The 25,492-nt window shown below is 52.1% G+C and carries 25 protein-coding genes; 5 read left to right on the top strand and 20 right to left on the bottom strand.

From position 1 onward, the window contains the following. Positions 1-98: 98 nt before the first annotated feature. Both MKX63_RS25265 and MKX63_RS25260 read right to left on the bottom strand, forming a co-directional pair. Positions 99-797, bottom strand: a complete 699-nt coding sequence (locus tag MKX63_RS25265) for a Crp/Fnr family transcriptional regulator (protein WP_341021011.1) — start codon at positions 795-797, stop codon at positions 99-101. 64 nt (positions 798-861) lie between these two features. Continuing rightward, on the bottom strand, positions 862-2,400 hold the full coding sequence (locus tag MKX63_RS25260; protein WP_341021010.1) for a DUF4153 domain-containing protein: 1,539 nt from the start codon (positions 2,398-2,400) through the stop codon (positions 862-864). 123 nt (positions 2,401-2,523) lie between these two features. Here MKX63_RS25260 and MKX63_RS25255 point away from each other — a divergent pair, with 123 nt between their 5' ends. After that, the gene (locus tag MKX63_RS25255; protein WP_341021009.1) at positions 2,524-4,200 is read left to right on the top strand and encodes an ABC transporter substrate-binding protein; all 1,677 of its coding nucleotides are present in this window, start codon (positions 2,524-2,526) and stop codon (positions 4,198-4,200) included. Between the two features lie 78 nt (positions 4,201-4,278). Here MKX63_RS25255 and MKX63_RS25250 read toward each other — a convergent pair whose 3' ends face one another. From MKX63_RS25250 to MKX63_RS25240, 3 genes are all read right to left on the bottom strand, one after another. After that, the gene (locus MKX63_RS25250) at positions 4,279-4,770 is read right to left on the bottom strand and encodes a DinB family protein (RefSeq protein WP_341021008.1); all 492 of its coding nucleotides are present in this window, start codon (positions 4,768-4,770) and stop codon (positions 4,279-4,281) included. Positions 4,771-4,841: 71 nt separating this feature from the next. Beyond that, complete coding sequence (locus MKX63_RS25245) at positions 4,842-5,924, bottom strand: DUF1835 domain-containing protein (protein WP_341021007.1); 1,083 nt, start codon at positions 5,922-5,924, stop codon at positions 4,842-4,844. 25 nt (positions 5,925-5,949) lie between these two features. Further along, positions 5,950-6,780 carry a copper amine oxidase N-terminal domain-containing protein gene (locus MKX63_RS25240; protein ID WP_341021006.1) on the bottom strand — a complete coding sequence of 277 codons (831 nt, stop codon included), beginning with the start codon at positions 6,778-6,780 and terminating at the stop codon, positions 5,950-5,952. Positions 6,781-7,046: 266 nt separating this feature from the next. On the opposite strand from MKX63_RS25240, the gene MKX63_RS25235 reads away from it, so the two are divergent. Continuing rightward, the gene (locus MKX63_RS25235; RefSeq protein WP_341021005.1) at positions 7,047-7,451 is read left to right on the top strand and encodes a hypothetical protein; all 405 of its coding nucleotides are present in this window, start codon (positions 7,047-7,049) and stop codon (positions 7,449-7,451) included. A gap of 429 nt (positions 7,452-7,880) precedes the next feature. On the opposite strand, the gene MKX63_RS25225 is transcribed toward MKX63_RS25235, so the two are convergent. The 14 genes from MKX63_RS25225 to MKX63_RS25160 all read right to left on the bottom strand — a co-directional run bounded on the left by MKX63_RS25225 (position 7,881) and on the right by MKX63_RS25160 (position 21,458). After that, positions 7,881-9,065, bottom strand: coding sequence for an MFS transporter (locus MKX63_RS25225; RefSeq protein WP_341021003.1), 1,185 nt, complete (start codon positions 9,063-9,065; stop codon positions 7,881-7,883). 143 nt (positions 9,066-9,208) lie between these two features. Next, entirely contained in the window at positions 9,209-9,511 is a 303-nt protein-coding gene (locus MKX63_RS25220; protein WP_341023270.1) for an ArsR/SmtB family transcription factor, read from the bottom strand. Positions 9,512-9,830: 319 nt separating this feature from the next. Then, positions 9,831-10,655, bottom strand: a complete 825-nt coding sequence (locus MKX63_RS25215; protein ID WP_341021002.1) for a carbohydrate ABC transporter permease — start codon at positions 10,653-10,655, stop codon at positions 9,831-9,833. Further along, complete coding sequence (locus tag MKX63_RS25210) at positions 10,648-11,544, bottom strand: carbohydrate ABC transporter permease (protein WP_340754232.1); 897 nt, start codon at positions 11,542-11,544, stop codon at positions 10,648-10,650. Before MKX63_RS25210 ends, MKX63_RS25215 begins: the two co-directional genes overlap by 8 nt. Positions 11,545-11,662: 118 nt before the next feature. Further along, positions 11,663-12,991 (bottom strand): ABC transporter substrate-binding protein, encoded by a 1,329-nt coding sequence (locus MKX63_RS25205; protein ID WP_341021000.1) that lies wholly within the window; start codon positions 12,989-12,991, stop codon positions 11,663-11,665. A gap of 194 nt (positions 12,992-13,185) precedes the next feature. Beyond that, on the bottom strand, positions 13,186-14,961 hold the full coding sequence (locus tag MKX63_RS25200; RefSeq protein ID WP_341020999.1) for a cache domain-containing sensor histidine kinase: 1,776 nt from the start codon (positions 14,959-14,961) through the stop codon (positions 13,186-13,188). A 5-nt stretch (positions 14,962-14,966) separates the two neighbouring features. Further along, positions 14,967-16,634, bottom strand: coding sequence for a response regulator transcription factor (locus MKX63_RS25195; protein ID WP_341020997.1), 1,668 nt, complete (start codon positions 16,632-16,634; stop codon positions 14,967-14,969). Between the two features lie 393 nt (positions 16,635-17,027). After that, on the bottom strand, positions 17,028-17,471 hold the full coding sequence (locus tag MKX63_RS25190) for a GNAT family N-acetyltransferase (RefSeq protein WP_341020996.1): 444 nt from the start codon (positions 17,469-17,471) through the stop codon (positions 17,028-17,030). 37 nt (positions 17,472-17,508) lie between these two features. Next, a complete protein-coding gene (locus tag MKX63_RS25185) occupies positions 17,509-18,078 on the bottom strand; it encodes a histidine phosphatase family protein (RefSeq protein WP_341020995.1) in 570 nt (189 codons plus the stop codon). 12 nt (positions 18,079-18,090) lie between these two features. Then, positions 18,091-18,528: a hypothetical protein gene (locus MKX63_RS25180; RefSeq protein WP_341020994.1), complete on the bottom strand. Its 438-nt coding sequence runs from the start codon at positions 18,526-18,528 to the stop codon at positions 18,091-18,093. Positions 18,529-18,556: 28 nt separating this feature from the next. Beyond that, positions 18,557-19,096, bottom strand: coding sequence for an AAA family ATPase (locus MKX63_RS25175; protein ID WP_341020993.1), 540 nt, complete (start codon positions 19,094-19,096; stop codon positions 18,557-18,559). A gap of 20 nt (positions 19,097-19,116) precedes the next feature. After that, complete coding sequence (locus MKX63_RS25170) at positions 19,117-19,392, bottom strand: hypothetical protein (protein WP_341020992.1); 276 nt, start codon at positions 19,390-19,392, stop codon at positions 19,117-19,119. Between the two features lie 83 nt (positions 19,393-19,475). Beyond that, positions 19,476-20,882: an NAD-dependent malic enzyme gene (locus tag MKX63_RS25165; protein ID WP_341020991.1), complete on the bottom strand. Its 1,407-nt coding sequence runs from the start codon at positions 20,880-20,882 to the stop codon at positions 19,476-19,478. Positions 20,883-20,963: 81 nt separating this feature from the next. Beyond that, the gene (locus tag MKX63_RS25160; RefSeq protein WP_341020989.1) at positions 20,964-21,458 is read right to left on the bottom strand and encodes a hypothetical protein; all 495 of its coding nucleotides are present in this window, start codon (positions 21,456-21,458) and stop codon (positions 20,964-20,966) included. Between the two features lie 136 nt (positions 21,459-21,594). On the opposite strand from MKX63_RS25160, the gene MKX63_RS25155 reads away from it, so the two are divergent. The 3 genes from MKX63_RS25155 to MKX63_RS25145 all read left to right on the top strand — a co-directional run bounded on the left by MKX63_RS25155 (position 21,595) and on the right by MKX63_RS25145 (position 24,556). Further along, the gene (locus MKX63_RS25155) at positions 21,595-22,587 is read left to right on the top strand and encodes an acrylyl-CoA reductase family protein (RefSeq protein ID WP_341020987.1); all 993 of its coding nucleotides are present in this window, start codon (positions 21,595-21,597) and stop codon (positions 22,585-22,587) included. 80 nt (positions 22,588-22,667) lie between these two features. Beyond that, on the top strand, positions 22,668-24,122 hold the full coding sequence (locus MKX63_RS25150; RefSeq protein WP_341020985.1) for an alpha/beta hydrolase family protein: 1,455 nt from the start codon (positions 22,668-22,670) through the stop codon (positions 24,120-24,122). Between the two features lie 44 nt (positions 24,123-24,166). Next, positions 24,167-24,556, top strand: a complete 390-nt coding sequence (locus MKX63_RS25145) for a MerR family transcriptional regulator (RefSeq protein WP_341023268.1) — start codon at positions 24,167-24,169, stop codon at positions 24,554-24,556. A 90-nt stretch (positions 24,557-24,646) separates the two neighbouring features. Here the strand turns inward: MKX63_RS25145 and MKX63_RS25140 are convergent, their stop codons facing one another. Beyond that, complete coding sequence (locus MKX63_RS25140) at positions 24,647-25,408, bottom strand: cupin domain-containing protein (RefSeq protein WP_341023266.1); 762 nt, start codon at positions 25,406-25,408, stop codon at positions 24,647-24,649. Between the last annotated feature and the right edge of the window lie 84 nt (positions 25,409-25,492).

The raw sequence follows: 25,492 nt of genomic DNA, 5'->3' as shown, positions 1-25,492 counted from the left end.
TTCTTAAATAAATCTGAAATACGCTGCCAAAGGTAAAAAAACCTCTATCCCTGCCAAGGCAGAAATGGAGGTTCTCACAATGACTCCTATCATCCGGTTCAATCGTACAAATTCCCGTTCGCAAGCATTGCCAGCCGCTCCTCGTCCCGCACAATCAGGCGGCCGTTCCTGCGTTCAATAATTCCGTCTTCAATCAGGCGGCGCACCACCCGGTTCAGATGCCGGTAACTGGTGCCTAGCAGATCGGCGGTCTCTGTCAGCGTAGAGGTGCGAATCTCTTCTACACGCTGAGCGCCGGTGTTGTCTGCGAAGAGCGACATCAGGTAGCTGGCGAACCGGTTCTCTACCGGATAAAGCACATTCATAGCTGAGGTCTGGCCGAGCGTGTACATTTTGTGGCTCAGCTCTCCTACCAGGAAGCGCAGCAGCGCTGTATTGTCTTCAATCTCCCGGAGCAGCAGCTTCCTTCCGGCGACAAGCAGCAGGCTGTCCCCTACAGAGACGACCTCATTCTTGACCGGATACTGGCGCAGCAGCTCCACATCTCCGATCACCGACATCGGCCGGGCGAACCGGACCAGCATTGACTTGCCGTTAGGCAGCAGCGTATGAATCTTCAGCTTGCCCTGCATCAGGAAAAACATATGCTCCAGCCGGTCTCCTACTGAGCAGACCGCCTCCCCTCCGCCGTAACGCCGAAGCTCCATCTGGGCAATGGCGCTACTGCTGAACATGGCTGTAAGGCCATTCTGCCCGGTAAGGCTCCGAACCGCCTCCGGATTTATAATCGATTGCATGAGCTTATTCTCTCCTTGTGTCATTTCTGCTGAAATTACTGTATCACAAGTCAAAGGCAGGATGCTATTTCTGCATTAGCTCTCCCGCAAAATAATCCTCCAGCGCCTTACGCTCCCGGTGATTCGCCAGATTGAACGATGGCCAGCTCTGCTTAGGCTGAGTACGGTCAGACAGTCTGCTGCGCAGCGCCTCGTCCAGAATCCCCTTCTCCTGCTTGCTGAACTCGATCAGCTCTGGAACCACATCTGCGGAGAGTCCGGCCAGGTGACCGGCATCCAGTGTGCCGCTTGCTGCATAACGCTGGATATTCTGCTTCGCAATGATATGATCCATCCCTATATAGTTCATCAGCACATAGGAGAGCAGGCCAAGTACGATGTAGCATTTTAGAAGCGGGAAGGGGTCCCGGCTGATCCGAACGGCCGCCAGCACCAGCAGCAATCCGAGGAAGATCATGAAGGCATGCACCAGGAAGCGGATGTAGGTGTAACCGTATGCCTCTTCATATAAGGTTAGCCGCGAGTAGGCAGAATACAGCATGACCATGGAGCACAACACCAGAATATACAGCAGGAGCTGGATTACCCGCTTCAGGATTCCTCCAGCTTTGCGCACGGCCAGCAAGGACAGCAGCAAGATTGCGAAGTTAATGGATGTGACCAGGATCAGCTCCAGAAAACCGCTCCGCGCATAGTCCGCATACGTACTGTTCTCCGGCAGAATCCCGTCCCAGGCCCCGAACAGATAAGAGAACTGGACACTCACAAACAGCATGTACACCGCATTGATTGCGGTCAGCACGGTAGTGATAATGACGGGATCATCAAGACCGATCCCCTCCTCCACTGCTTCAGCCGCTTCCAGCTTCTGCCCCATCGCATCAAACTCACTGGCCAGAGGAGTGCGGATATAGGATTTACTCTGCACGAACCCCCAGACGAAGCAGAACATGCCTAGCCCGAGCAGCAGAACCCACAGGCCCCGGAAGACCCAGTCCCCCAGCGATATATTGTCAAAAATCCCCGGGAGTGCGGCCAGCAGCTTACTGAATACTCCGTCCGCCGTAGAGAGCAGCGAGATCACGATCAGCAGCAGCGGCACCGAAATCAGCAGGCCGATCAGCACCCGCATCAATACCTGCTTGCGTTCATTCGCCATCCCGCCTTTGCCCCGGCGCAGCAGCCTCAGTGCCGTAGCCCAGTTGCGCAGACTTTGCGGGAACAGATGCTCAAGGGCCGCGCCGATCAGTGCGAGTCCGCTCCAGGCGGGCTTACGGTAACTAAGCATATACGTCATATGTAATAGAATGAGCGCCGGAATAACAACGAAGTTAAGCGCAAAGAAAAACCAGTTACCGAACAGCATATAGGTCAGGGACAACAGAAATATGGACACCATCCAAACATAGCTGAACCAGTTCTGCTTGCGCAGCCGCTCCTTGGCAAAATAGAGCATAAAGGCATAAAATAAGACCACAAAAATCGGGTATGAGATCCCCGGCATTTTGCCGTAGAAGAGGTACTGATGCACAACTGCAAGCAGAAATGCGGCCAATAAGGCTACACGCCCAAGCCCCGGTTTGGATACCGTTTGTTCGTCCATGGTAAATTCCCCCATCTTTTTACTGTCATACCCTGATTCTAGCTGATAAAATAAGAAGAAAAAGAGAAATATATTATGATTAATTTCTTATTTTATAGATGAGGCAGGAGGAGAATGTCCCACATGAAGCTGCATAGTCAATTCCTGAAGCTGCATTCGCAGCATGGAGGTCCGTCTGAGATCTCTGTCACCCTGGACGAGCTAGCCCTGACCCTTGGCTGCACCCACCGTAATGCATTGCATGTGATCCGCAAAATGGCCGATCTCGGCTGGATCACCTGGACTCCCAGCCGGGGCCGGGGGCGGCGCTCCAAGCTGGTGTTCCTCGCGGCGGCCGAGGACATTGCCCTGGAATCCATGAAGCAGGCGATAAGCAGTAAGGATATCAGCAGCGCCCTGGAGGGCATCCGCGGACATGCCCGCACCTCATCGCTGCAGGACACACTGCAAGGCTGGCTGCTGACTTACTTCGGGCATCATGCCGAGGTGCACAGCGACAAGCGGATCGATACGCTGCGGCTGCCGGTCACCCAGCAGCTCCATACCTTCGATCCGCTCTATATGAATTTGCTGGCGGAGTCGTTTGTCTCGAGCCATGTTTTTGACGGACTGGTCGGCCGCAGCGGTGAACGCGGTAAGGTGATCCCCGGCCTGGCCCATGCCTGGGAGACAGACGGGAGCCGGAGCGCCTGGACTTTTCATCTGCGCAAGGAGGTCTTATTCCATCATGGCAAGGTACTGACCGCCGAGGATGTTGTCTACTCGTTCGAACGGATGATGTCTACCTCGCAGCGCATGCTATACAGTTATATTGTCAAGGAGATTCAGGAGGTCCAGGCCTTGAATGCCTCAACTGTCCGTATTCTGCTGAAGAAGCCGAACGAACTCTTCCTTCCCTTCCTCTGCACCAGCCGGGCGGCGATTGTGCCCCGCGATCTGGAGTCCATTGGAGAGAATCTGTTTGGACGCCGGCCGGCGGGCACCGGTCCGTTCAAGGTCGTGGAGATGAACGAGGACACCTGTGTGCTGGAGGTGTTCCCTTATTACTTCCAGGGGCGGGCCCATCTGGACCGTGTGGAGATTATCTATGTCCCGTGGAGCCTGGACCGGGAGTCCTCAGAGACCGGCTCTGCCTTCCATATCATTCCGAATCCGTCCACAGCGGGCGCAGACTCTCTAAGCAGAATCCACTCTGAGTCCTATGTCCGTAAATTCGTAACCTGCAACACGAAGAAAAAGGGACCGCTAAGCGATCCCCTTCTCCGTGCCGAGCTGCTGTCCTGTCTGCATGAAGCTCCGAGAGTGCCCTTCCGGCATTTCGCAGCGCCTCCGGCTGAAGCCTTGCAGATTGCCACGATTCCGCAATATGCCGGGGATGCCGAATACATCGCCGCAAGACTAAGGCAGCACGGATATTCCTGCAAGGTGTTATCCGTGTCGCCGGAGGAATTCAAAGGCCCGATACGCCTGAAGTCCGACCTGATCGTCTTCTCGCTTCTCCGCGACCAGGACGAACAGCTCCGGCTCTACGATCTGTACCTGACCCTCTCGCAGCATATCGAACCACGCACCCGTGCGGGCATCGAGGGCAGGCTGCGCCAGATCTCGCTGGAGCCTGACGCCGCCGTCCGGGCGGAAGGCTTCCGGGTGATTGAGGAGACTCTAACCCGTGACCACCAGCTGCATATTCTATACGAACGGCCTGCCGAGACCGCCTATCTGCCCTCCGTGCGCGGAGTGACCTTCAACAGCCAGGGCTGGGTCGATCTGCGCCATCTGTGGTTTCCGCCGGAGCTGTAAGCGTGGTCTGGACGGGAGCGGATCAGATACGTTGCATGGAAGCGGAGACTTCCGGCAGCACATACGGATGGACAGACCCTACGCTCTGCCGGGCAGATACTCCGCCAGCCCCCGGCCGATCAGATTAGGCGAGACCGGCTTCCGGCCAAGCTCCCTTGACCAGATGGAGAGCTGGCCGATATGATGGATCTCATGGGCGATAATATGGCGTATTACTTCGCCCCAGGTATGCTGGGCAACCTGTCCATCCGGCCGCTCATCCCTTAGCTTCCTCTGCTCCAGTCCCTCATTCCAGGCCACTACGAAGGACTCTACCTCCGGCCGGAAGCGCGCGTCGACCTCTCTGATTTTCTGCAAAGTATTGTACTCCATGAAGTCTAAACGGATATCCGGCTTACCTTCCATCTCCCGGACCCAGCTTAATTCCACATCCACTATATGCACCAGTGTCTGCAGGATTCCACCCACCCCGCCAATGCGTGTCTTCACCAGTTCTTCCTCCGGCAGCTGCCCGCACCATTGATACCATTCCTCGCGGACCAGCCAGCTATAGCGAAACAAGGTTTGCATGGTTGGCCTTCACCTCCGCTTCTTTTTGCTTTTTGTTAAATTCTCTAGTGCCTCTTATATACCTTTATACCTTACCCTTTTCTGCGCCGGATGCTATAAAATCTCATCGCTGTGGGAACGCCCTTGATTTCCAGCACCCCGCTGTAGATCAGTTCTCTCACCCTATGCTCGAAATAAGCCTCACCGACATACTGGTCACAGTATCCGATCGCTTCTCCGACCAGCCGGGCTGATTTCAGGAATCCTTCATCCCCTGTCGGTGGCTGAAGCGAGTCCAGCTTCTCCAGCAGATAGCTGTCGTAGTAATCAGCGGGCACTTCCAGCAGGGCATCCTCCTGCCAGATTCGCAGTACGCCGGACTGCCCTGAAATCGTCAGCCAATCCTGAGACAACCGTGCATTATCCGCAGCAGTCAGCCTGCTGCCCTCATCGATCCGTAGAAGCGCTTCCCTAAGCTTGTCTGACGGAATCTCACCGGAATGACAATAGTTTATAAAAGCATGCGGCCGGTTGAACAACTGCTCACAGATAGCTCCGGCGTCAAGCACGATGATCTCATTCTGTCTGTTCCCCAGCAGATGAACCGCAAGACGCAGCCCCGCCTGCTCGGAGGCATTACTCCCGGTCCAGATTATAATCTTGGCCTGCCCAGGAATCTGCTCCAGGTTGTCGAGCAGCTCCGTATACTCTCTTTCACATTCATCAGAGACCGTAAAGTATTCTTGGATATGCTGGCGGAACCAGTCGCCACGCAATTTCCTTCCCGCTGGCGTATCCAACTGATCCAGCGGACCTATAGCATAATTCTCCCGCAGAATAATTAGCTTATGGGTATCCGTCCAACCAAATTCTTTAAGCACCTGCTTCACACTACCCCCGAAAGAGTCACCGCAGAGGATGTGGACATGGGTACTGTCAGGAGCAGGGTCCCAGAAGGCACGCTGTGCCGGAAGACTCATCAATGATGAGTACTGTTCAATCAATGCGGCAACCGGATCCGCCATATGCTCCTCCAGAGGTCTCTCCAGTTGCCCAGACTGCTCCTTCAACTCGCTTATTCCCGCCAAAATCCGCGTCAAGTACTGCTTTACTTCCTCATCCCTGAGCGTACTTACTGCCTTTTTGATCGCCAGCATGTCCTTCAACGGATTCACCTCTGATTCAAAATCGAAATTCAAACTAATTCCCGGAGGGATCGAGCAGGCGCCCTTTTACAAGCAAATAAGCAGGCGTACTCGGTGTTTCGGTTTTAACGGTAACCTCAATCGTTCCATCCTTACGGACAGCCGGTCTTTCCCGCTTCTGCGCCGGCAACTGAATCAATTGATCATCATAAAGTATATACGCCGCCACATCCGCCGCCCCTTCAGGAACATCCTTACCTGTAATATTCTTCGCCTTCACCGTGAAGCTGCCTTTTGCAGGGTCAAAGGTGTAAGACACTGGCCGGAACGCATCGTCGCTAATGATCGTCCCCGGTGGGGAAGTGAAGGGGCCCTTCTCAGTGTCCTCCAAAGATAGCTTGATCATATCCGTCTGCATCAGGGTTTCACCAGTCAGCGTGTAGAGCTGATTTGCCTGATCCCATTTGTTCACAATACCCAGACGTCCGGCAAGCACACTGACCGGAATGAACATCGAATTTTGTTCCATTACCGGAACCGTATCCATCGACCCGGCAACCCCGTTAACCGAAACAGCTTTGGAACCAATAGTGAACTTAACCGTTACACTATCCTTTTCGATGGCAGCCGTTCTAGCCTTGGCATCATAGCTGACCTTCGCCCCCATCAGCTCGCTAATGGAGCGAAGCGGAATCATCGTCCGGTAGTTGGCATCCACATATGGCGCCTTCGGTGCCGTATAGAGCACATAATAATCGTTGATTTTCAGCAGCGCAGGATATTTCTTAGCCGCCGCCTCGACTTTCCCCGGATTCCCCCCCGTGAACATAGCGAAGCTCAATCCCGCAGCAAATAAGGCTGTCAGCAATTTTTTACCTGTCTTCATCCCAAACATCCTCTCTTTTCCTCTATTTCATATATTTTTATCATCTTTCTTATTACTCCAAATCCCCGCATCAGTTGCGCCTCTCTACTAAAATGTAGCAACTGTCACAGGGATACAGTGTCATTTTCGTGACCTCCCCTTGCTCTGATTGAATACGTAGAAGCCATTTGAATACTTAATTGATCTATTTATAATTAGAGTGAAGTTAATGCAAAGGAGATTATTATTATGAGCTATGCCAAAGTGCAAGGGGATGAAGGAGAATTATGCTAAAGTCGTCCAGAATTTACACACCGCTCAATGATCCCTCCAGCGAGGAGATAAAGGACCGTCTAAAAAGAAATGACGCCGCTGATCTTCTGACGCTCCCTCTTTCTGTCGGTGAATACCATTCGAACTGGAAGTTCGCCCAAGATACTTGTGCCCAGCTTGCGGATCATGAGTCTGCTGCTATTCGTGCTAATGCCGTTTTGGGATTTGCATACATCGCCCGGACGAAAGGACAGTTAGAGAAACACATCGTTAAACCCCTCGTCCTGAGAGAGCTTCGTGAGAATAAAGAATATGAATGGAGAATTCTAGATTCTATCGAGGATATTAATTTATTCATGAAGTGGAACATAGGAAATAGAATTAATTACGAATGCGGGGACGTACATATTGGGTGTTAATACAAAGGGAAGAAGAAAGTTCGTTCATGGCGAAAAGAGTTATTTAATGAAGAAAAACAGCAGCATTCTCTGCGTAGTTCCCTATGGAAATATGAGCATTCGAAATGGCAAATGGTGTTCCATCAAGGAACACCAGAAGCTTAGAATATTGGAAAACATTAGTTGATAGACATCTCTGCTGCCCTCTCCACAAGTGAACTTAGTCTCCCTTTTTGGGAGGAGTGGCGTAAGGGATGTTTGGAACTCAGGAGCGATAGCGTCCGCCTTTGTCTCCCGATTTCACCCGCTAGAAGCGGCTTAAATCAAGAAATCTGGAGACAACAGCGGCCGAAAGTCCAAACGATCCCTGGAGCCACGATTACTCCCAAAGTAACCCTAAAGAATTTAATTCGTCCTTGAGTGACTTTAACATACTTCACGCAGCAACATTCACTGGTTTTGAACTAGATGTTGAACATTCATCTCTGATTTAGAATTCATTCTATATAAAACGAGCATAGCGATCATAGCAACCGCAACCCCGGCAGCACCAATCCATGTAATAGATGCAAGCGAGACTGCTTCTATAGCTACCCCGCCAATACCAGCACCTGCTGCCATAGCCAGCTGCATCATAGACTGATTAAGGCCAAGCATCACACCTGAGGCTTCGGGTTCAATTGTCGTTAAATGATATTGCTGCGTCGGACCAGAGGACCATGCGGAGAACGACCACAATAATAACACGGCCATTACACCAATGAGTGTATTCGTTACTAAAGACAATAGGATCATCATTACAATATGGAGTATCAATCCGCTGAATAAGGTTCGGTTAACCCCCCACCGGTCCGTGCTGAAGCCACCGATTTTGGAGCCTATCATACTCGCTATTCCAAATATAAGCAAAGCACCGCTGAGATATTTATCACTTATGCCTGATACTTCAAGCAGATACGGTGAAAGATACGTATATGCTACCGAATATCCGCCAAGCCAAAAGAAGGTAACCGCGAGTCCCAATGCGACCTTAGGCTTTTGCAGCAAACGTAATTGCTGCCGTAATGGAATAGGTTCATCTCCCTTAACTCGCGGGATGGCGAAAGAAAGTATAATCATTGCGATAATCCCCAGAAGGGCAATTCCCCCGAACACAGATTTCCAGCCAAGCGTATCCGCTGCAATGCGCCCAAGAGGAACGCCAATGATTAATGATGCTGTAAAGCCCATTACGACCGTTGCAATAGCGCTTGCTTGTTTACCCTCAGGGGCAATTTTCGCGGCAATGTTTAAGGCGGTAACCACCACTAACCCTGCGCCGATGGCCATAATGATGCGGGCAATGACAAACAATCCGTACCCGGGCAAAAGAACAGCGAGAACATTAGATATCACAAACAAACCTAGACCCATCATGATTAATTTCCGTCTGTCTATCCCTGCGGTTACAGCCATAAGAATTGGAGTGAATATAGCGTAGACTAGCGAAAAAATCGTAATTAATTGCCCGGCGGCAGCAACTGACACACCAAGCGAAACGGATACCTTATCTAGAATGCCTGACAGAATATACTCGGACGTCCCGACCAAAAAACTAACAATAGCTAAAATATACACTTTCCAGCTTACAGACATTGAATAATACAACTCCTTTTAATATTTTGAATATACAATTCGTGAATTGTCGATATGATATATAAAAAGACATATCGCGAATTGTCGAATCATAGTGCCAAGATAAAGCTGAATTCTGTGTTAAGAACTCAGTTTCATCTCTCTTACATCTCACTCATTGTGTATTGCGCTAACTGACGTATGGCTTCCTCGTCTCTCTGGTAATACGTAAATTTGCCTATACGTTTTGTGGTAATTAGCCCTGCCCGCTGCAACATCGTAAGATATTGAGAGGCCGTTGACTGAGTCATGTTCAGCTTGTCGGTTATTTGACTTACACAAACCCCAATCTCCTCCATATCCACTCCTTCGTGGGGTTTAAAATGGACGTATGGCTCTTTGAGCCATTGTAAGATCTGTAACCTGGATTCATTCGATAAAGCCTTAAATACATTTATTGGATTCATAATCATTATTATATCGATGATTTTCGATATGTCAATACGTAAGACATATTGGTTTTCCTTATATTTATCTCGCATCGATAAAATTAGAGGGCTTTCCCACCTGCCTACCCCCACAGCTAGTGAACTTGAGCTTCCCCCTATTTGGGAGGAGTGGCGCAGGGGATGTTTGGAACTGTAGGAGCGTTAGCGTCCGCCTTTAGATTTGGATTTCTACCGCAGACTATGCGGCTTAGATCAGGAAATCCAAATCTAACAGCGGCCGAAAGTCCAAACAATCCCCGGAGCCGCGACTATTCCCAAACTCTCAGAGTGTCTAAGTTCACTTCACCGACCCGATCATCCCAGCCACAAACTGCTTCTGCATCACGAAGAACACCAGCGCAGTAGGAATCGTGCCGATTACAATCGCGATCATAATCATCCCGTAGTCCGGGGCATATCCAGAGCCGAGAGTGGAGATGAGCAGCGGCATGGTCTTGGTCTGCGGGGTCTGCAATACGATCAGCGGCCAGAGATAGTTGTTCCAGCTCGACATGAACGTAATGATCGCTCCGGCGGCGTAAGTCGTCTTCATGGTCGGCAGGTAGATGCGCAGGAAGATGCCCAGCTCGCTAAGCCCATCCATCCGGCCGGCCTCCAGTAGCTCCTTCGGGAACATTTTGGTGCTCTGCCGGAAAAAGAAAATCAGGAACGCAGTAGTCACGGTAGGCAGAATGACCGAGGTCATCGTATCGATACCCATCCACGGAAATACGTTCGAGATCTGGCCGAACATCCGGTACAGCGGGATCATCAGCGCGGCGAACGGAATCATCATCGACAGCAGCAGAATGTTGAAGACGATATCCTTCGAGCGGCTGCGGAACACCTCGAAGCCGTAGCCGGCCAGCGAGGCAATCAGCAGCGCCAGCAGCGTAGTGGTTATAGAGATTTTCGCTGAATTCATCAGAGATACCTGCAGGTCGGTGGTATCCAGCAGCTTGCGCAGATTCTCCAGCAGATGGGTACCCGGCAGCAGCCGCCCGCGGGTGACATCCACCGACTGGTTCGTCGAGCTGACGACCATCCACAGGAATGGGAAGATGGAGACAATGGCCGCGATGCTCAGGAACAGATACATGAAGAAGCGTTTACTTTTAGCCATTCTTATCACCTGCCACTTTGAACTGGATGACCGACAGCAGCGCAATCATAATCACAATCGAATACGATACGGTGGCTGCATAGCCGAAGTCTGCTGCATATTTGAACGATAAATTGTAGATGTACTGGGAGATCGTCTGGGTCGCATTGCCCGGGCCGCCCTTTGTAATATTCATAACCTCGTCGAACAATTGCAGCGTTCCGATGGTTGAGGTAATCGAGGTGAACAGGATGATCGGCTTCAGCAGCGGGACCGTAATTCCGAAGAACTGGCGGGTAGAGGATGCTCCGTCAATTTTGGCGGCCTCGTAGATGGAGTGATCAATATTTTGCAGGGCCGACAGGTAAAAAATCATATTGTACCCCGTCCAGCGCCAGGTGATCGCTATGATAATGGTGATTTTGGCCCAGAACGGATCTGTGATCCATTCTATCGGGGCACTGACCAGGTGGAGCTTCAGCAGCATCGTATTCACCAGGCCATTGCCGGAGAACAAATACTTGAATACTACAGAATACGCAACCAGTGAAGTGACACAGGGCAGGAAGATCGCCGTCCGGAAAAACCCCTTAAATCTCAGCTTGCTGTCATTCAGCAGCACCGAGATAAACAACGCGAGGATGATCATCAGCGGCACTTGAACCAGCAGATAGATGAAGGTGTTCTTAACCGATACAATAAATGTCTTGTCAGACAGAAGCCGTGAATAGTTATCGAAGCCGGTGAAGGTAAGATTGCTGCCCGTTCCCGTCTGGAACGACAGAATAAGTGCCTGAAGCATCGGGTAGAAATAGAAGACGAAAATCAGAATGACCGCAAGCAGGACGAAGGACCATCCGGTCAACACGCTTTTGGTGCGGAATCTTAGTTTGGAATTGGTTTGATGCACAGCTGCCCAGTCCCTTCCTGATTATTAAATATTATAAAATAAACCCCGGGCACAGCCCGCCTCCTGAACTCCCGGAAGCTGCAGGCCACGCCCAAGGTTCACGGTGTGCACAACCTAATTATTTGATCTGTGACTCGGCCTGGGCCTGGGCATCGCTCAGCACGCTGTCAATATCCTTGCCGTTCAGATAATTCTGCATCTCTACAATCAGAATGTCTTCAATCGCATACGTGTTAATTCCGTAATTGACGCTTGGAATCTGCTCCGTCCAGGCGGCGAAATCCGAGACAATCTTCTGGCCGCTGAAGAATTCATTGGCCTGGCTGTATGCCTCTCCGCCCGCAGCCGCTTTGAAGGTTCCAATGACACCGATGTCGGTGAGCAGCTTCTGGTACATTTCCACATTCGAGCCGAAGGTCTTCGCCATGAAGTCAGCGGCCGTCTCCTTACCGTCCACATTCATGACATACCAGGAGCTTCCGCCCAGGTTCGAGGCATGAACGGATTTGTTCACAGTCAGCTTCGGAAGCGGTGCAATGCCCCACTTTCCAGATTGTGACGCTTCAGCCGTAATCGAAGGTGTGATCCAGTTGCCTGTCGGCACGGAGGCAACATCGCCGCTGTTCAGGGCGGCAACGAACTGGCTCCAGTCTGCATGCACCTTGGCCACGTTCGATTCAGTCAGCTCCTTATAGATCTCAAAAGCTTCCTTAAGCGGTGCATTTCCCGCGATATTCGGCGTCTTGCCGTCTTCCTTCAGGTACCACTCGCCTGCGGATTGAATCATCACCCGGATCAGTCCGAGGTCGTTCGGATCGAGTGTAATCAGCGCTTTGCCGGTTTTCTCTTTCACCGCTTTGCCGATTTCAATATATTGCTTCCAATCGATATCCTGCAGATCGGCCAGCTTGTAGCCTGCCTGCTCCAGATAGTCGGTTCTGAGATAGAGGCCGGTAACGCCGGAATCAAAAGGAATCCCGTACTGCTTGCCGTCCAGGCTGGTCGGTCCGCTTTTGTAATCCGCGAAGTCGGTGCCCTTGATCGAGCTGCTCAGATCGTAGAAGGAATCCTTGTACGATTGCAGGAAGCTCTGGGAACGGTAATCCTCAATCAGCACGATGTTCGGCAGACCCTTGGTGGTTCCGGAATTCAGCCCCGTGTTCAGCTTCTGGATGATATCCGCCTGCGCATATTCCACAATGTTAATTTTCACGTCAGGGTTCGTCTTGGCATATTCTGCTTTGGCCACTTCCAGTGCGGCGATGTTGAAGGCAGGGTCCCAAGCCCAAATCGTAATTTCCTTTGCCTGTGCAGGCTCTGTAGCTGTTGTATTCTCTGTCTTTCCCGTGTCCGCGGCCGTATTGCCGGAATTCTTGGAACCGGAGTTCGAGCTGCAGGCCGTAAGCAGCAGCAGGCAAATCAGGACTAACGCAAAGCCTTTTTTCATTGGTAAGCCTCCCCTTTGATGCGCTTTACTGTATCCCGCTTGAATGTAAGCGCTTATTTATTACATAAGTAATCTTATCACCCGCTCCGGGGGACCCGTTAGAACTTACTTTATGGGGATTGGTCATTTTATCGCCTGATTGTAAGCGTTACCTTGACTGACGTTTGTTCTTTTTTTGGAAAATGGTAATAATCTCACTTCTTCATCAGCGGCAGGCGGATTCGGATGGCAGTTCCCTCCCCCGGCGCACTCTTAATCGTGACTCCATACTCTTCGCCGTACATCAGCACCAGCCGGTCATGCACATTCCTAATACCGATTCCGGTGAACAGCTGGCGCTTCCCCTTAAGGCCGGACATAGGCAGATCAGCCGCTCCCATATCCATTCCGTCCCCGTTATCCACCACCTCACAGAGCAGAGATCCGGCATCCTGGGAGATGAGGATATGGATAAATCCGCCGCTTTTGCGCGTAAACGCATGGAAGAAGGCATTCTCAATAAACGGCTGAATAATCAGCTTCGGCAGATGACAGTCCATACAATCCGGGGAGACGAAGAAATTCACCCTGATCCGTTCGCCGTACCGCACCTGGTTGATGAACACATAGGATTTCAGATTCTCCAGCTCCTGCGTCACCGTAATGCTCTCACTGACATTGCTTAGCGCATTCTGCAGCATTGAGATCAGGGCATGAATCGTATGCACCGCCTTCTCTTGGCTGCCCTGCTGCACCAGGAAATTGACCGAAGCCAGCGTATTGTACAGAAAATGCGGGTTAATCTGATGCTGCAAGGCCGCAAGCTCGGCATTCCGCTGCTCCTTCTGCGTCTCCACCAGCTTCTCGACATATTCATTCAGCTCGTCAAGCATATAGTTATAGGCATGGCCCAGCTCCTGAAATTCAAAGCTCCCCGTAACCGTAATGTAATTGTGGAAGTTACGCTCGGTAATCTTGGACATCTGCCGGGTAAGCAGCGTAAGCGACCGGGTCAGCCTTCTGAAGATCAGAAACACCACGATCAGGGCCACGGCCACGATGGCTGAGCAGAACAGCACGACCATTTTACCGTTGACCATCTGGCCGAGGGCCGTCTGCTTATCGATCAGGTTCACAATATAGAAATCATAAGACGGCAGGTAATCCGCAATCAGAATCGAATCCGTGCCCTGGAAATCAATGTTCTGGTACGCAAGCTGCTGCTCCTCAATCTCGCTGGCCACCTGCAAGAGATCCCCTGCCTGCTGGCCCATCAGATCACTGCGGTTGCTGGACACAATCATCCCCTGCTTATTCAGGATCACCACATCATTCCCGGTACTGACAAAGCTCCCGTAGAAGGAGCGGAAATCCTTTTCATGAATGGTAAAATACAGCGTCCCGTAAATATCGCCGCTCGTCCGGTCCATCAGCGCTTTGCTGCCCACGATCACTGCTTCCTTCTTCGGCGAATCCTGTACCGTCTCCTCATAGAACTGGTACATCAGCCGTTTCGGTTCTGCCAGCGTATTCCGTGTCAGTTCATGCTCCCGAAGCTCCCGGTCACTCATTAGCAGATTGTTCGTATTGGTGGAGTAGCTGCGGCCGTTTTTGCCCATGATTTTGATCCCGACCTGGTAGGCATCAAGCGTGGACTGAATCTTCTTCATCTGCGTGGTCATATTGTAATAGGTCCGCAGCATCCGCAGGGAGTCCGAGTCCTCCTCAGACAGGAAGGAGCGGATCGTACCGCTTAGCTGAGCATTATTGGTAGCCGTTACAACCGAATAATGAAACGCTTCAAAGCTCGACTTGATCTGGCTGATCACCTTGGAATTCGTAATGCTGAACGTATTCATGAACAGCTTCTCCGACATGCGGACGGTCGTCCAGGAGGAAGCGATGGCTACAGCGATGATGCTGATCAGCATGACGATGAAGATTTTGATGAACAGGCTGTGGAATTTGAACCGTTCCCAGTATCTGCGCATACGCTCTACTCCTGCCCGTAATACTGACGCCGGTAGCTGCTCGGGGACAGCCCACTATATTTCTTGAACACTTTGCAAAAATAGCTGTGGTCTCCATATCCGACCATGCTGCTAATCTCCGCTATCGGTGCCTCTCCGGCCCGCAGCAGCTCTGCCGCCTTGCCCGTGCGTACCGTGTTGAGATGCTCCTTGAAGCCCTCGTGATTGTAGGTCGTGAACAGGCTCGACAGATACGAGGGGTTGAAATGAAAATGACGGGCCAGCTCCGTAAGGGTCAGCGGCTCGGCATAATGCTCCTCAATGTACTGCAGCAGCTTCGTCATATTGGCATTGCTGCCCGGTGCAGGCACTGCCGATGTAGTCAGCTCCATGATCCGGCTCAGGTAATCATCCAGGATCTGCATGGCCTGCTCCGCTGTGCCCGCTTCATCGATGGCCCGGAACAGGCCGTATTTCCCCTCCTCCAGCTCCTGCAGATGGCTGAACTGATTCGTAATATTGAAGATGATATTGCCCAGGAAGGACTTGAACTGATACACATCCCCGTCATTCTGGCGGCTGAGCGCATCAACATGCTGATGCAGGTCACCGAACGCTTCCGCCAGCTGCTGCCGCTTCAGCTGTGCTGTGAAGGACGTCAGATTGAACTTGGGCAGCGACGTCTCCTGATATGGACGTACCGGCTGGATGAGCAGGGTCTGCTCCGGCCGGAAAAACCGGCACTGCTGTAGTCTCGCAACGCTCTCCTGCTGGACGGCCGCCAGCTCGCTGAGCGAGCTGAAGCTCCGGCTGAGCGTCAGCCGAATTTCCGTTTCTTGCCCGGCCAGCGTATCGGCTAACTGGTGTACAGCCTCCAGCAGCTGCGGCCAATGGGCTTCCTCCAGATTAATTATCATGAATGTAGAGCCCGAAGGCTCTCTGCCTGGAATGACGCACTGCTTCAGTCCCGGAACATGCTGGTTGAGTTCACCGGTGATAGAGCTGAAGATGGTGGTGTCATGGGCGCTAAGAGCGATGCTGCTTGCGGCAGCGTAATCGCCGCTACGGTTAATGGCGTTGTTGCTGCTGGCAGAGTGTATAGCACTATGGCCGCTAGCGTTGCCGCCCGCTGCTGGCTGTGCTGTTTGGGCCGGCTCCCAGCCCAGCAGCGTGTAGCTGTTATGCGGAAGCTGCTGCTTCACATACGCTTCGCTCTCCGGCGGCAGCCGGTAACCGGACAGCATCCGGCTGAGCAGGGTATCCAGCGGCTGCGCTTCTGCCTCCGTTTGTCCTCCGGCGGTACTCAGTCCCGGAATGCGGTCCCGGGTTTTTTGTAACACCTGCAATAAGGCCCCGGCCTCCAGCTTCGGCTTTAGAATATAATCCGCCACCCCATGCTGGAACGTCGAACGCACATAATGGAACTCGCTGAAGCTGCTTAGCACAATCACCTCGGTAGCCGGATAATCGCGCTTCACCAGCCGGGTTAACTCCTCGCCATCCATCACCGGCATGACAATATCCGTAATGATGATATGCGGCTGCAGGGTCTGCAGCGAATTCAGCGCTTCCCGCCCGTTGGCCGCTTCACCCACAATCTGAAATCCTTCCTGTTCCCAGTCCAGCACATATTTAATCCCTTGCCGGACCAGGATTTCATCGTCCACAATCAACACCTTGCATATTGGATTCATGATTCTCCCCCTACCTTCTCTATTCTTAACCTCTGGCCCTAGCCGCTATGAACGGATTATAAAGCGCTATCATCGAGATGGTCAAACTAAAAATAAGAGCAGGGAAGCTTTCCCGGCTCTTGTAGCGTATAAGCGTGGCTCATACTAACCTGATTTTAGCAGGAATCAAGGTACACTTGGCTGATTGCATTTTGTACAGCAGATAAGGTCGAAATGTCCTCCAGAATGCATTCTGCTGTATTTGGTGCAACAGATTTCCTCAAAAGTGCTCATAACAGACCAAATTCCAATATTCTAATGCATGAACTACAACAGAACGTGAAAATACGATGGTTTCTTGGCTTTTGATTGTACAAAGTACAATCAAAGGCTGAATTGGAAAAGTAGTAGACCCTAATGCGAGCTGAGATGCTTGCGGTACCCCTCAACCTTCTCCTCCCTATACCCCATCGCCTCATAGAAAATATGCGCTTCCTTCCGCTTCTCCCCGGACACGAAAATGATATAGTAACAGTCCCGTTCATGCGCAACCGCTTCGATCGCAGTCATCAGCTTCTTGCCAAGCCCCTGCCGCCGTGCACGCGAAGATACGACCACATTCTCAATCACCATGAACGGACGGCAATCCCCCACTAAGTCCTGGCAGACGATCCCCATCAATGAGCCCAGCAATTCCCCGCCTACAGAAGCACCCAGCAGCACATACCGCTCATCCTCCCGGATCTTCCGAAAAGCAGTTTCCAGCTTCACCGGGTCCGCCCGTCCGCCCATTAATTCATCGTAGAGTGTGTTTAATGCTTCCAGCGATGCGATTTCGATTTGTTCGATGGTTACCATGGCAGGTCGCCTCCGCGTTCATATTGTTGTGGTGCAATTACTTCATTTCATACATAAATATTTGACCATTACGTGGGTAACGCATCCGTTCTGCCTCGTAGCCCCTGCGCCGGAGCCTGCGGTCTAGAACTTTCATGAACGCACCATGACTGACAATTAGTACACAGCCTTCTTGCGCAGACGCCTCATCATCAATAAGCAGGGAGTCAATTACTTTATCCGCTCGCCGCAGAACAGCTGCTTTGCTCTCCGCTTGAGAAGAATGACCCACCGACCAGAACAAACGTCCAAGCACAAGCCATAGGTTAACCGGCAGTCGCAGTCCGCTAAGTCTAATTGTCTTGAGCCGCGGTGCAGTTACACTAATCTCCCTCAATAGCTCTGTATACACAAATTTTCGAGCCTCAAAATAACTTGCCGTATGTACCGCCCTCTCCTGATCACTACACAGACAAAGTGTCCAGCGCTGCCCGCCTATCTCATGTTCAGGAGCCTGAATAGGTGCTAATTCATACTCTTGGACCCACTGGTTGAATTGTTCCCCTGTCAGCCAAGTCCGCTGCGGTTTAAGATCTACTTTGAAATGCCTAATCAGTCCCAGCTTCAATCTCCTAATCCCCTACTTCTCATTCTTCAGCCCAAACTCCTCACTCTTCCCGTCCCACTCGACAGTGACTTTAATGACGGAGTCCTCTTTCTCAGCAGATCCATTTCCAGATGCACCCATTTTCAGCATTGCTACTTCAACAGGCCCCTCGATAGTCTGGCTGCCGCTGCTATGTTTAGCTTTAAATGTATATTTCATCTGTTTAATCGTTTCGAGATCAGACTGGTCGCCTTTGTAACGCAGCACTAAGTTATACCGCTTAGAGCTTTCACTGGTTACTTTATTCTTTGTGGTAATCAGCTTCTCATTTGCCTCCTGCTTATAGACACCTGACCAGATGTCCCCCTCGCCCTTGAACGTATAGTTGAAATAGGTCGTTTCTGTATTGCAGGACGTCAGCAGCAGTAGCAGAATTACAGGAAGCAACAGCACACGCAGTATCTTCCTCATGGTCAGCCCCCTTTTCCCATTGATTGAATTAGCGTGAACGGGATATGTATTGCAGTACTGCCTCCACCCGCTCCTCCACTGTAAAATCCCCTTCCAGCCGCAACAGATCGCCGTTTATCCCAGCCATCCAATCCTCATGCAGCGTGCGGCTGCGGACCTCAGGTCCTGCCGTATCGTACTGCGCCGCCCAAGCCATGAACTCCTGTACATCCTCATATTTATCTCCGCCCGGCAGACCCTCATCACCGTATCGTTCATACTCCCGCGCCCGCAGCCGATCCAGACGGACCTGCTCAGGAATCCACAGGAAAATCACCAGATCGAAGGTGTCCCGCAGCGAATCCCCCCAGCCGCAAACCGCACCGGACAGAATCCACGGTTCATGCTGCGCCATGTCAGCCCGCAATCTACTTAGACGCTCTGTTACATCACTTGGCCTGCTGTACTTCTGCTCCCAGAAATAATCGTCACTGTCCAATTGAACATACGGAAGCCTCGCTGCCAGAGCTTTCCCCAGGGTACTCGTCCCGGCCCCGGAAGCTCCCATAATATGAATTCTGCGGTACATAAGCCCTCCTGAATGATGAATTATTGTATCCAATTGTATATATTACCATGCTGCTCCTTATATTTAAACAGCGTAGCCTGTCTCTGAAGGACGCGCTGCCCACCCCAGCAGGAAGTAAGTGGATAAGCGTATTTTAATTTCTCGAATTTCGGGGATTCCCAGGAGACAAGTGGAAAAAGTACAACTGTTAACTCTACTTTTGAAGACTTTCCTTGAATCACGATAATTAAGTGTTGTTTATCCAATTGATGCCCTGCCATGCCCCCAATGGCCAGCAGCAAGTGTACAAAATCCATCTAATTCCCGCAGACGCAAACAAAGCCGCAGCCCCAGGCCACAGCTTGTTTGCCTTTCACCCTCCAGATGCCCAGCCCGCTCCTCAGCTCACATCCGGCGGGATGCGCCGGGCGATGCCGGTCGCGATGGCGGCCTTAATTACAGCCAGACGTACCTGCTCCACAACCTTCTCGTTAAAAATGCTCGGAATAATATATTGCTCATTCCGCTCATCCGGGTGGACCACTGCTGCAATCGCCTGCGCCGCTGCCAGCTTCATCTCCAGATTCACCGTCTTGGCCCGGCAGTCCAGCGCCCCGCGGAAAATCCCCGGAAAACACAGCACGTTATTAATCTGGTTAGGGTAATCGCTTCTGCCGGTTGCCAGCACCCGGACGTAAGGCTCGGCCAGATCCGGCTCAATCTCCGGGGACGGATTGGCCATAGCGAACACGATGCTGTCCCGGGCCATACTCTGCAAATGGCTAACCTGCAGAATTCCTCCTCTGGATACGCCGATGAAGACATCTGCCCCGCGTACCGCCTCGTCCAGTCCTCCGCTCAGATTCTCAGGATTCGTGGCTTCGGCCAGCCAGCTCCATTCAGCATTGGTATAGGCTTCGTTCCGGTTCAGTATCCCTTCCTTATCTACCGCATAGAGGTGCTTCGCACCCGCCGCCAGCAGCAGACGGCAGATCGATACGCCAGCGGCACCGATGCCGACAACCACAATCCTGGAGTCTGCAATCTTCTTCTCCACGACCTGAAGCGCATTTAGCAGACCGGCCAGCGCAACTACTGCCGTTCCATGCTGGTCATCATGGAAGACTGGAATATCCAGCTCCGCCGACAGCCGCCGTTCAATCTCGAAGCAGCGTGGAGAGCTGATGTCCTCCAGATTAATCCCCCCGAAGCCGGGAGCAACCGCTTTCACGATCTGAATGATTTCTTCCGGGTCCTTAGTGTCCAGACACAGCGGGAACCCGTCAATATCCGCCAGCTGCTTGAACAGCATGGCCTTCCCCTCCATCACCGGCATCGCCGCCTCCGGTCCGATATCGCCAAGCCCCAGCACAGCGGTGCCGTCGGTGACGACTGCTACCGTATTTCTTTTCATCGTCAGGGAATACGCCTTGGACGGATCTTCGGCAATAGCTGTACAGACACGGGCCACGCCTGGGGTATACACCAGTGACAGATCCTCCCGGTTCTTGATCGGCATCTTCGGGATGACCTCTATTTTGCCGCCGAGATGGGCCAGGAAGGTGCGGTCGGAGACATTGATAACTTTGATTCCAGGCATATTCTTCAGGACGCTGATAATCTCTTCATTCGCCGCATCCTGCACATTCACGGTCAGGTCACGGGTCGTCACATCCTTGCCGCCACGGATCACGTCAATCGCTACGATATCGCCGCCGGCTGCTGCCAGCCTGGACGCCACATCGCCAAAAGAAGCTTCGGCCTTGCGGATTTCAAGCCGGATAATCATCGTTGTTGCAATGGACATAGAGTATGCCTCCCTCATCAGACGGATGAATTCTATCCTCAATATACTACAGTTCACTTGTTGTTCACAATTAAATCCGGGTTAGCCGGGAATTTCCCAGTTCTCAGCCAGCTTTAGCAGTTCTGCTTCCGCAGCCTCTTCATCTTGCCCCAATACTTTCGCTTCTATATAGTAGGTGACGGTATCATCGCTGTCACTCTTGCCGGGACGCTGATAACACAGCCAATAATAAGTAACTTCAGGAGCTGGATAGACCGCACTCCCCTCCTGTATGAACTTGATCAGCTCCCCTTCACCTGCCGGAGTAGGCACCGGTTTCTTCCATAGCAATTCTGTATGATTAGGAATGCTGATATAATTACCCGGACGGCTCTGATCGCCAAGCGTCAGCTCCAGCTGCTCCAGAGTTACAGACTCTAACCCTTGCAGATACCGTGCAGGCTCGTCCTCACTTAGCCGCAGCCGGTGGTGTGCCGCCGGGGCGGAATAGGATGCTGCGAATCCGTATAGCGCTCCCCCGCCCAGAACGAGACAGATTGCTGCGGTAAGCAAGGTTTTGCGCATTTTGACTCTCATATGAACGCTCCTTTGAAACCATTTAGTGTAGGATATCATTGTGTTTCCTAGATTAACAGGGCACAATAGTATTGGTGTGAAGCCTATCAAATTCTTATTTAAGAACAAATACAGCACGGATTAGGAGAGAAAAGATATGACGAACCCTTTTCAAGCATTGGTAGTGGACAAGACAGAACCATTCTCGGTTGAGATCAGACCGGTATCCCTGGAGGAACTGCCCGCCGGTGAAGTGTTAATTAAGGTAGCTTATTCCAGTGTAAACTATAAAGACGGGCTGGCAAGCATCCCGAATGGGAATATTGTGCGAAATTATCCGTTCATTCCGGGAATTGACCTGTCAGGGACGGTAGTCTCATCGAAGGACAGCCGGTTCCGCGAAGGCCAGTCTGTCATTGCGACCAGCTATGGGATCGGCGTATCCCATTTCGGCGGGTTCAGTGAATACGCCCGCATCCCTGCGGATTGGGTGATTGAACTGCCGGAAGGCTTGACACTGCGGGAAGCGATGATCTACGGCACAGCCGGATTCACGGCGGCGCTGTCTGTTCAGGCGTTGGAAGCCCAAGGCATGGCCCCTGATCAGGGAAAAGTACTCGTCACCGGTGCCACCGGCGGTGTCGGAGGTGCGGCAACCGCCATCCTGGCGAAGCTGGGCTATCAGGTCACAGCCAGTACCGGCAGAACGGATGAAGCCGGGTATCTGCAGGCGCTGGGTGCTGCTGAGGTGATCTCCCGCGAAGAGGTCGCGGGCACTGTGGTGAAGCCGCTGGACAAGCAGCTATGGCAGGCCGCCGTAGATTCAGTCGGGGGCGCTCCGCTGGCTGCTGTCCTGAGCAAAATCGCTTACGGCGGCGCAGTGGCCGCAAGCGGCTTAACCGCAGGCACAGCCGTCCCGACCACCGTCCTGCCGTTTATCCTGCGCGGAGTCAGTCTGCTCGGCATCGATTCCGTTGCTTGCCCCATGGAGAAACGGGACAAGCTCTGGCAGCGCATGGCAAGTGACATGAAACCGGAGGTGCTGGATACGCTGGTGGACCGGGAGATTTCTCTGACTGAGCTGCCTGCGGCGCTTCAGGATATTCTCAAGTCGGGCACCCGGGGCCGCATACTTGTCCGCTTATCCTAGAAATTGAGCCTTGACCTTGAAGTGTGCTTCAACCTTTATACTCTAATTGTTCCAGATGAATAGAGTTGGAGGTAGGTCAAATGAGATTATTTGAGATTGCAGTCATTGTGGTGATCCTGGCTGTTACAGCAGGAGTAATTGGCCCAAAGAAAAACCGGAGGCTGGATACCCTTATGCTGCTGGCTGTCGTTATGGCTGTGTTGCTGCATGGGGTACTGGAGAATTACCGTATCCAGATGGCTCCGGCCTACGCCGTAGCGCTCGGGTTGTTAACCATACTGGGATTCAGACTTATTAAGCGTGCCCGGACGGGTCAGCCTGAACGGTATGCGAAGCTATGGAAGAGTCTGTTGCTTATACTTGTCCTCCTTCTTTCAGGAGTATCCGTCTATGCATCCAGACTGCTGCCGATGTTCACCCAACCCGAGCCTACTGGGCAATATGCTATCGGGACGATCGTACGCGAGCTTACCGATGAGCAGCGTAACGAGACGCTGAACGCAGAGGAAGACGGCAAACGGAAGCTGATGATTAACGTATGGTATCCAGCCGATCCTGACCAGACTGAGGGTAAGCCTAAGGAGCATTATCCCTCCGCACTGGGCGAAGCCATTAGTCTTGTATTCGGATTGCCGAAGCAGCTATTCAGCCATGTCACCCATATTCCTACACATGTTACAGATGATGTGCAGCTCTCAGCACAAGAAGCCAGCTATCCGGTCCTGCTGTTCTCGCCGGGTATTCGCTCCACCAGATTTCAGAGTATGACGATTATCGAAGAATTGGTCAGCCACGGCTATATTGTCGTAGGGCTGGATCATCCTTATACCTCAGCCAAGGTTACTTACCCGGACGGCAATTCGGTCTACTACATGCCTGATCCGAAGTTTGATACTTCCGCAGAGCTCTACAACTACAATGTGAACGGAATTGCCATCCGTGCAGGGGACGCCAGCTTTGTGCTGGACACCCTGACGGCTTGGAATACCCAAGACCCGAATGGATTGTTCCAGGGCAGGCTTGATCTCAGCCGTGCCGGGATCTTCGGCCATTCCTATGGCGGGGCGACAACCGCCGAAGCTTTGGCCCAGGACAAGCGGTTCAAGGCCGGTGTCAGTCTGGAGGGCGGATTCTGGGGACAAGTTGCCCATGAAGGGCTGACGCAGCCTTTTATGTACATGATGACCGGAACGTCTGCGCAGCATCTTGCACATCCCGATGCGAACACAGATCCCTTGATCTATGAAGAATTTATACCGGATCTAAAGTCAGTCATGAGCTACAGCACCAGGGATACCTATTATCTGACGGTGGATCGTTTCATTCACCAGAGTTTTGCAGATATAGCCTTGCTGTCGCCTTCCTTATTCGCCAACGGTCTCGATCCCGTGCATATTATAGATATAAACAGAACCTATGTCCGGTCATTCTTCGATCAGTATCTGCTAGATGAGCCGCAGACAGTGCTGAACGGTCCGTCGGCCGAATACCCGGAAGTAATCTTTGACCCGGCATACACGCACAAGAGACCATAGCAGAGATAGATATTGAATACAGGAGGGATTACCAGGTGAAGAGAATGACCCGTGGCGAGCTGGCGCGGCAGTCGGGGCTGAGTGCAGCAACCATCCGTTACTATGAGGACAGCGGCATCCTGCCAGCCCCGGAGCGGACCGCGAAGGGATACCGGATCTACTCTGCAGATGTTCTGGTGAAGCTGAAATTCATCAAGGATGCCCAATCCCTCGGCTATTCACTGAAAGAAATCCAGGCGGCGCTTGCCCTCCTCGGCTCGAAGATGGATGAAGACACCCTGAAGGAACTCGTCCGCGACAAAATCACCGAAATCGACGAAAAGGTGGCCGCCCTGTATGCTATTCAAAGCATGCTGGCCGGTCTGCTCGAGACCCCGCAGGAGGATATTCAGAATTATCTGCGTTCCTTCAAGGTTCCAGATCAGAAACATTGAAGGCAAGCAATCCCTTCTTAGATTACAAAAAACGGCAGCGTCATTCTGCATACACAGAATACGCTGCCGTTTGTGTTGTTTGGATTTCTGTTATTCGGTTCCAGCCTCATGAACAGCTTGCGGAGGAGCCTGGACGTATTGCTGCTGGCGGTAGGACTGGGCATACGGTTGAGCATAATAACCGTGCACCGCCATCGGCTGGTAGCCGAAGGATTGCGGAGCCTGCTGCTGGTGCATGTAAGGCGGCATGTTCGCATTAGCCATCATCGGCGCCATATTGGCAGGAGCGATGTGGGTTCCCTTCATATTCTCGGCTGCCGCCTTCCCAGGAGGACAGCAATCCGCAGGCGGACCAATGAAGGTCTGAGGCTTCACCGGAGCGAGTGCTTCTTTAACCAACGCTTCATTGAGGCAGTAGGTATGTGCCAGCACATTGGCCGGAGTTAGGCTCAGAAGATCCGAGAAGAGGATAACCTCCGGTGTAGGGGCATTGAAGACCGCCAGCAGATGGGTGCAGTCCATCGTGGCCACTTCATAATGCCACCAGCCCTGCGGCACATTGGCAACCTGGCCCGGAGTAATCGGAAAATGCAGCAGTTCATTGGTAAACGGGTTAATCAGCGACACGACAGCCGCGCCCGAGATACAATACACCAGCTCAGCGGCATTTTGATGATAATGCGGCTCGACCACATTGGATCTGCTGAGATAGATATCGAGCAGCGAGGTATTCTCCAGGGTGTTCAGATTTTTGATGCCCAGCACGTTGATATAATTGCAGTCATCCTTCTTGAATAAGGTGTTGCCGTTCATATCAAACGTAAACTGTGTATTGGGCGACGTATAATCCATATAAGAGGTCACACATATCCGTCCTTTCCTCGGGGCCGTTTTTATCGTTCTGGTTACAGGATATGTATCCGCCCATGCCCAGGT

It is taken from the genome of Paenibacillus sp. FSL R7-0179, assembly GCF_038002265.1.
Classification (GTDB): Bacteria; Bacillota; Bacilli; order Paenibacillales; family Paenibacillaceae; genus Paenibacillus_AQ.
This window is presented reverse-complemented; position numbering and strand designations above follow the sequence as displayed.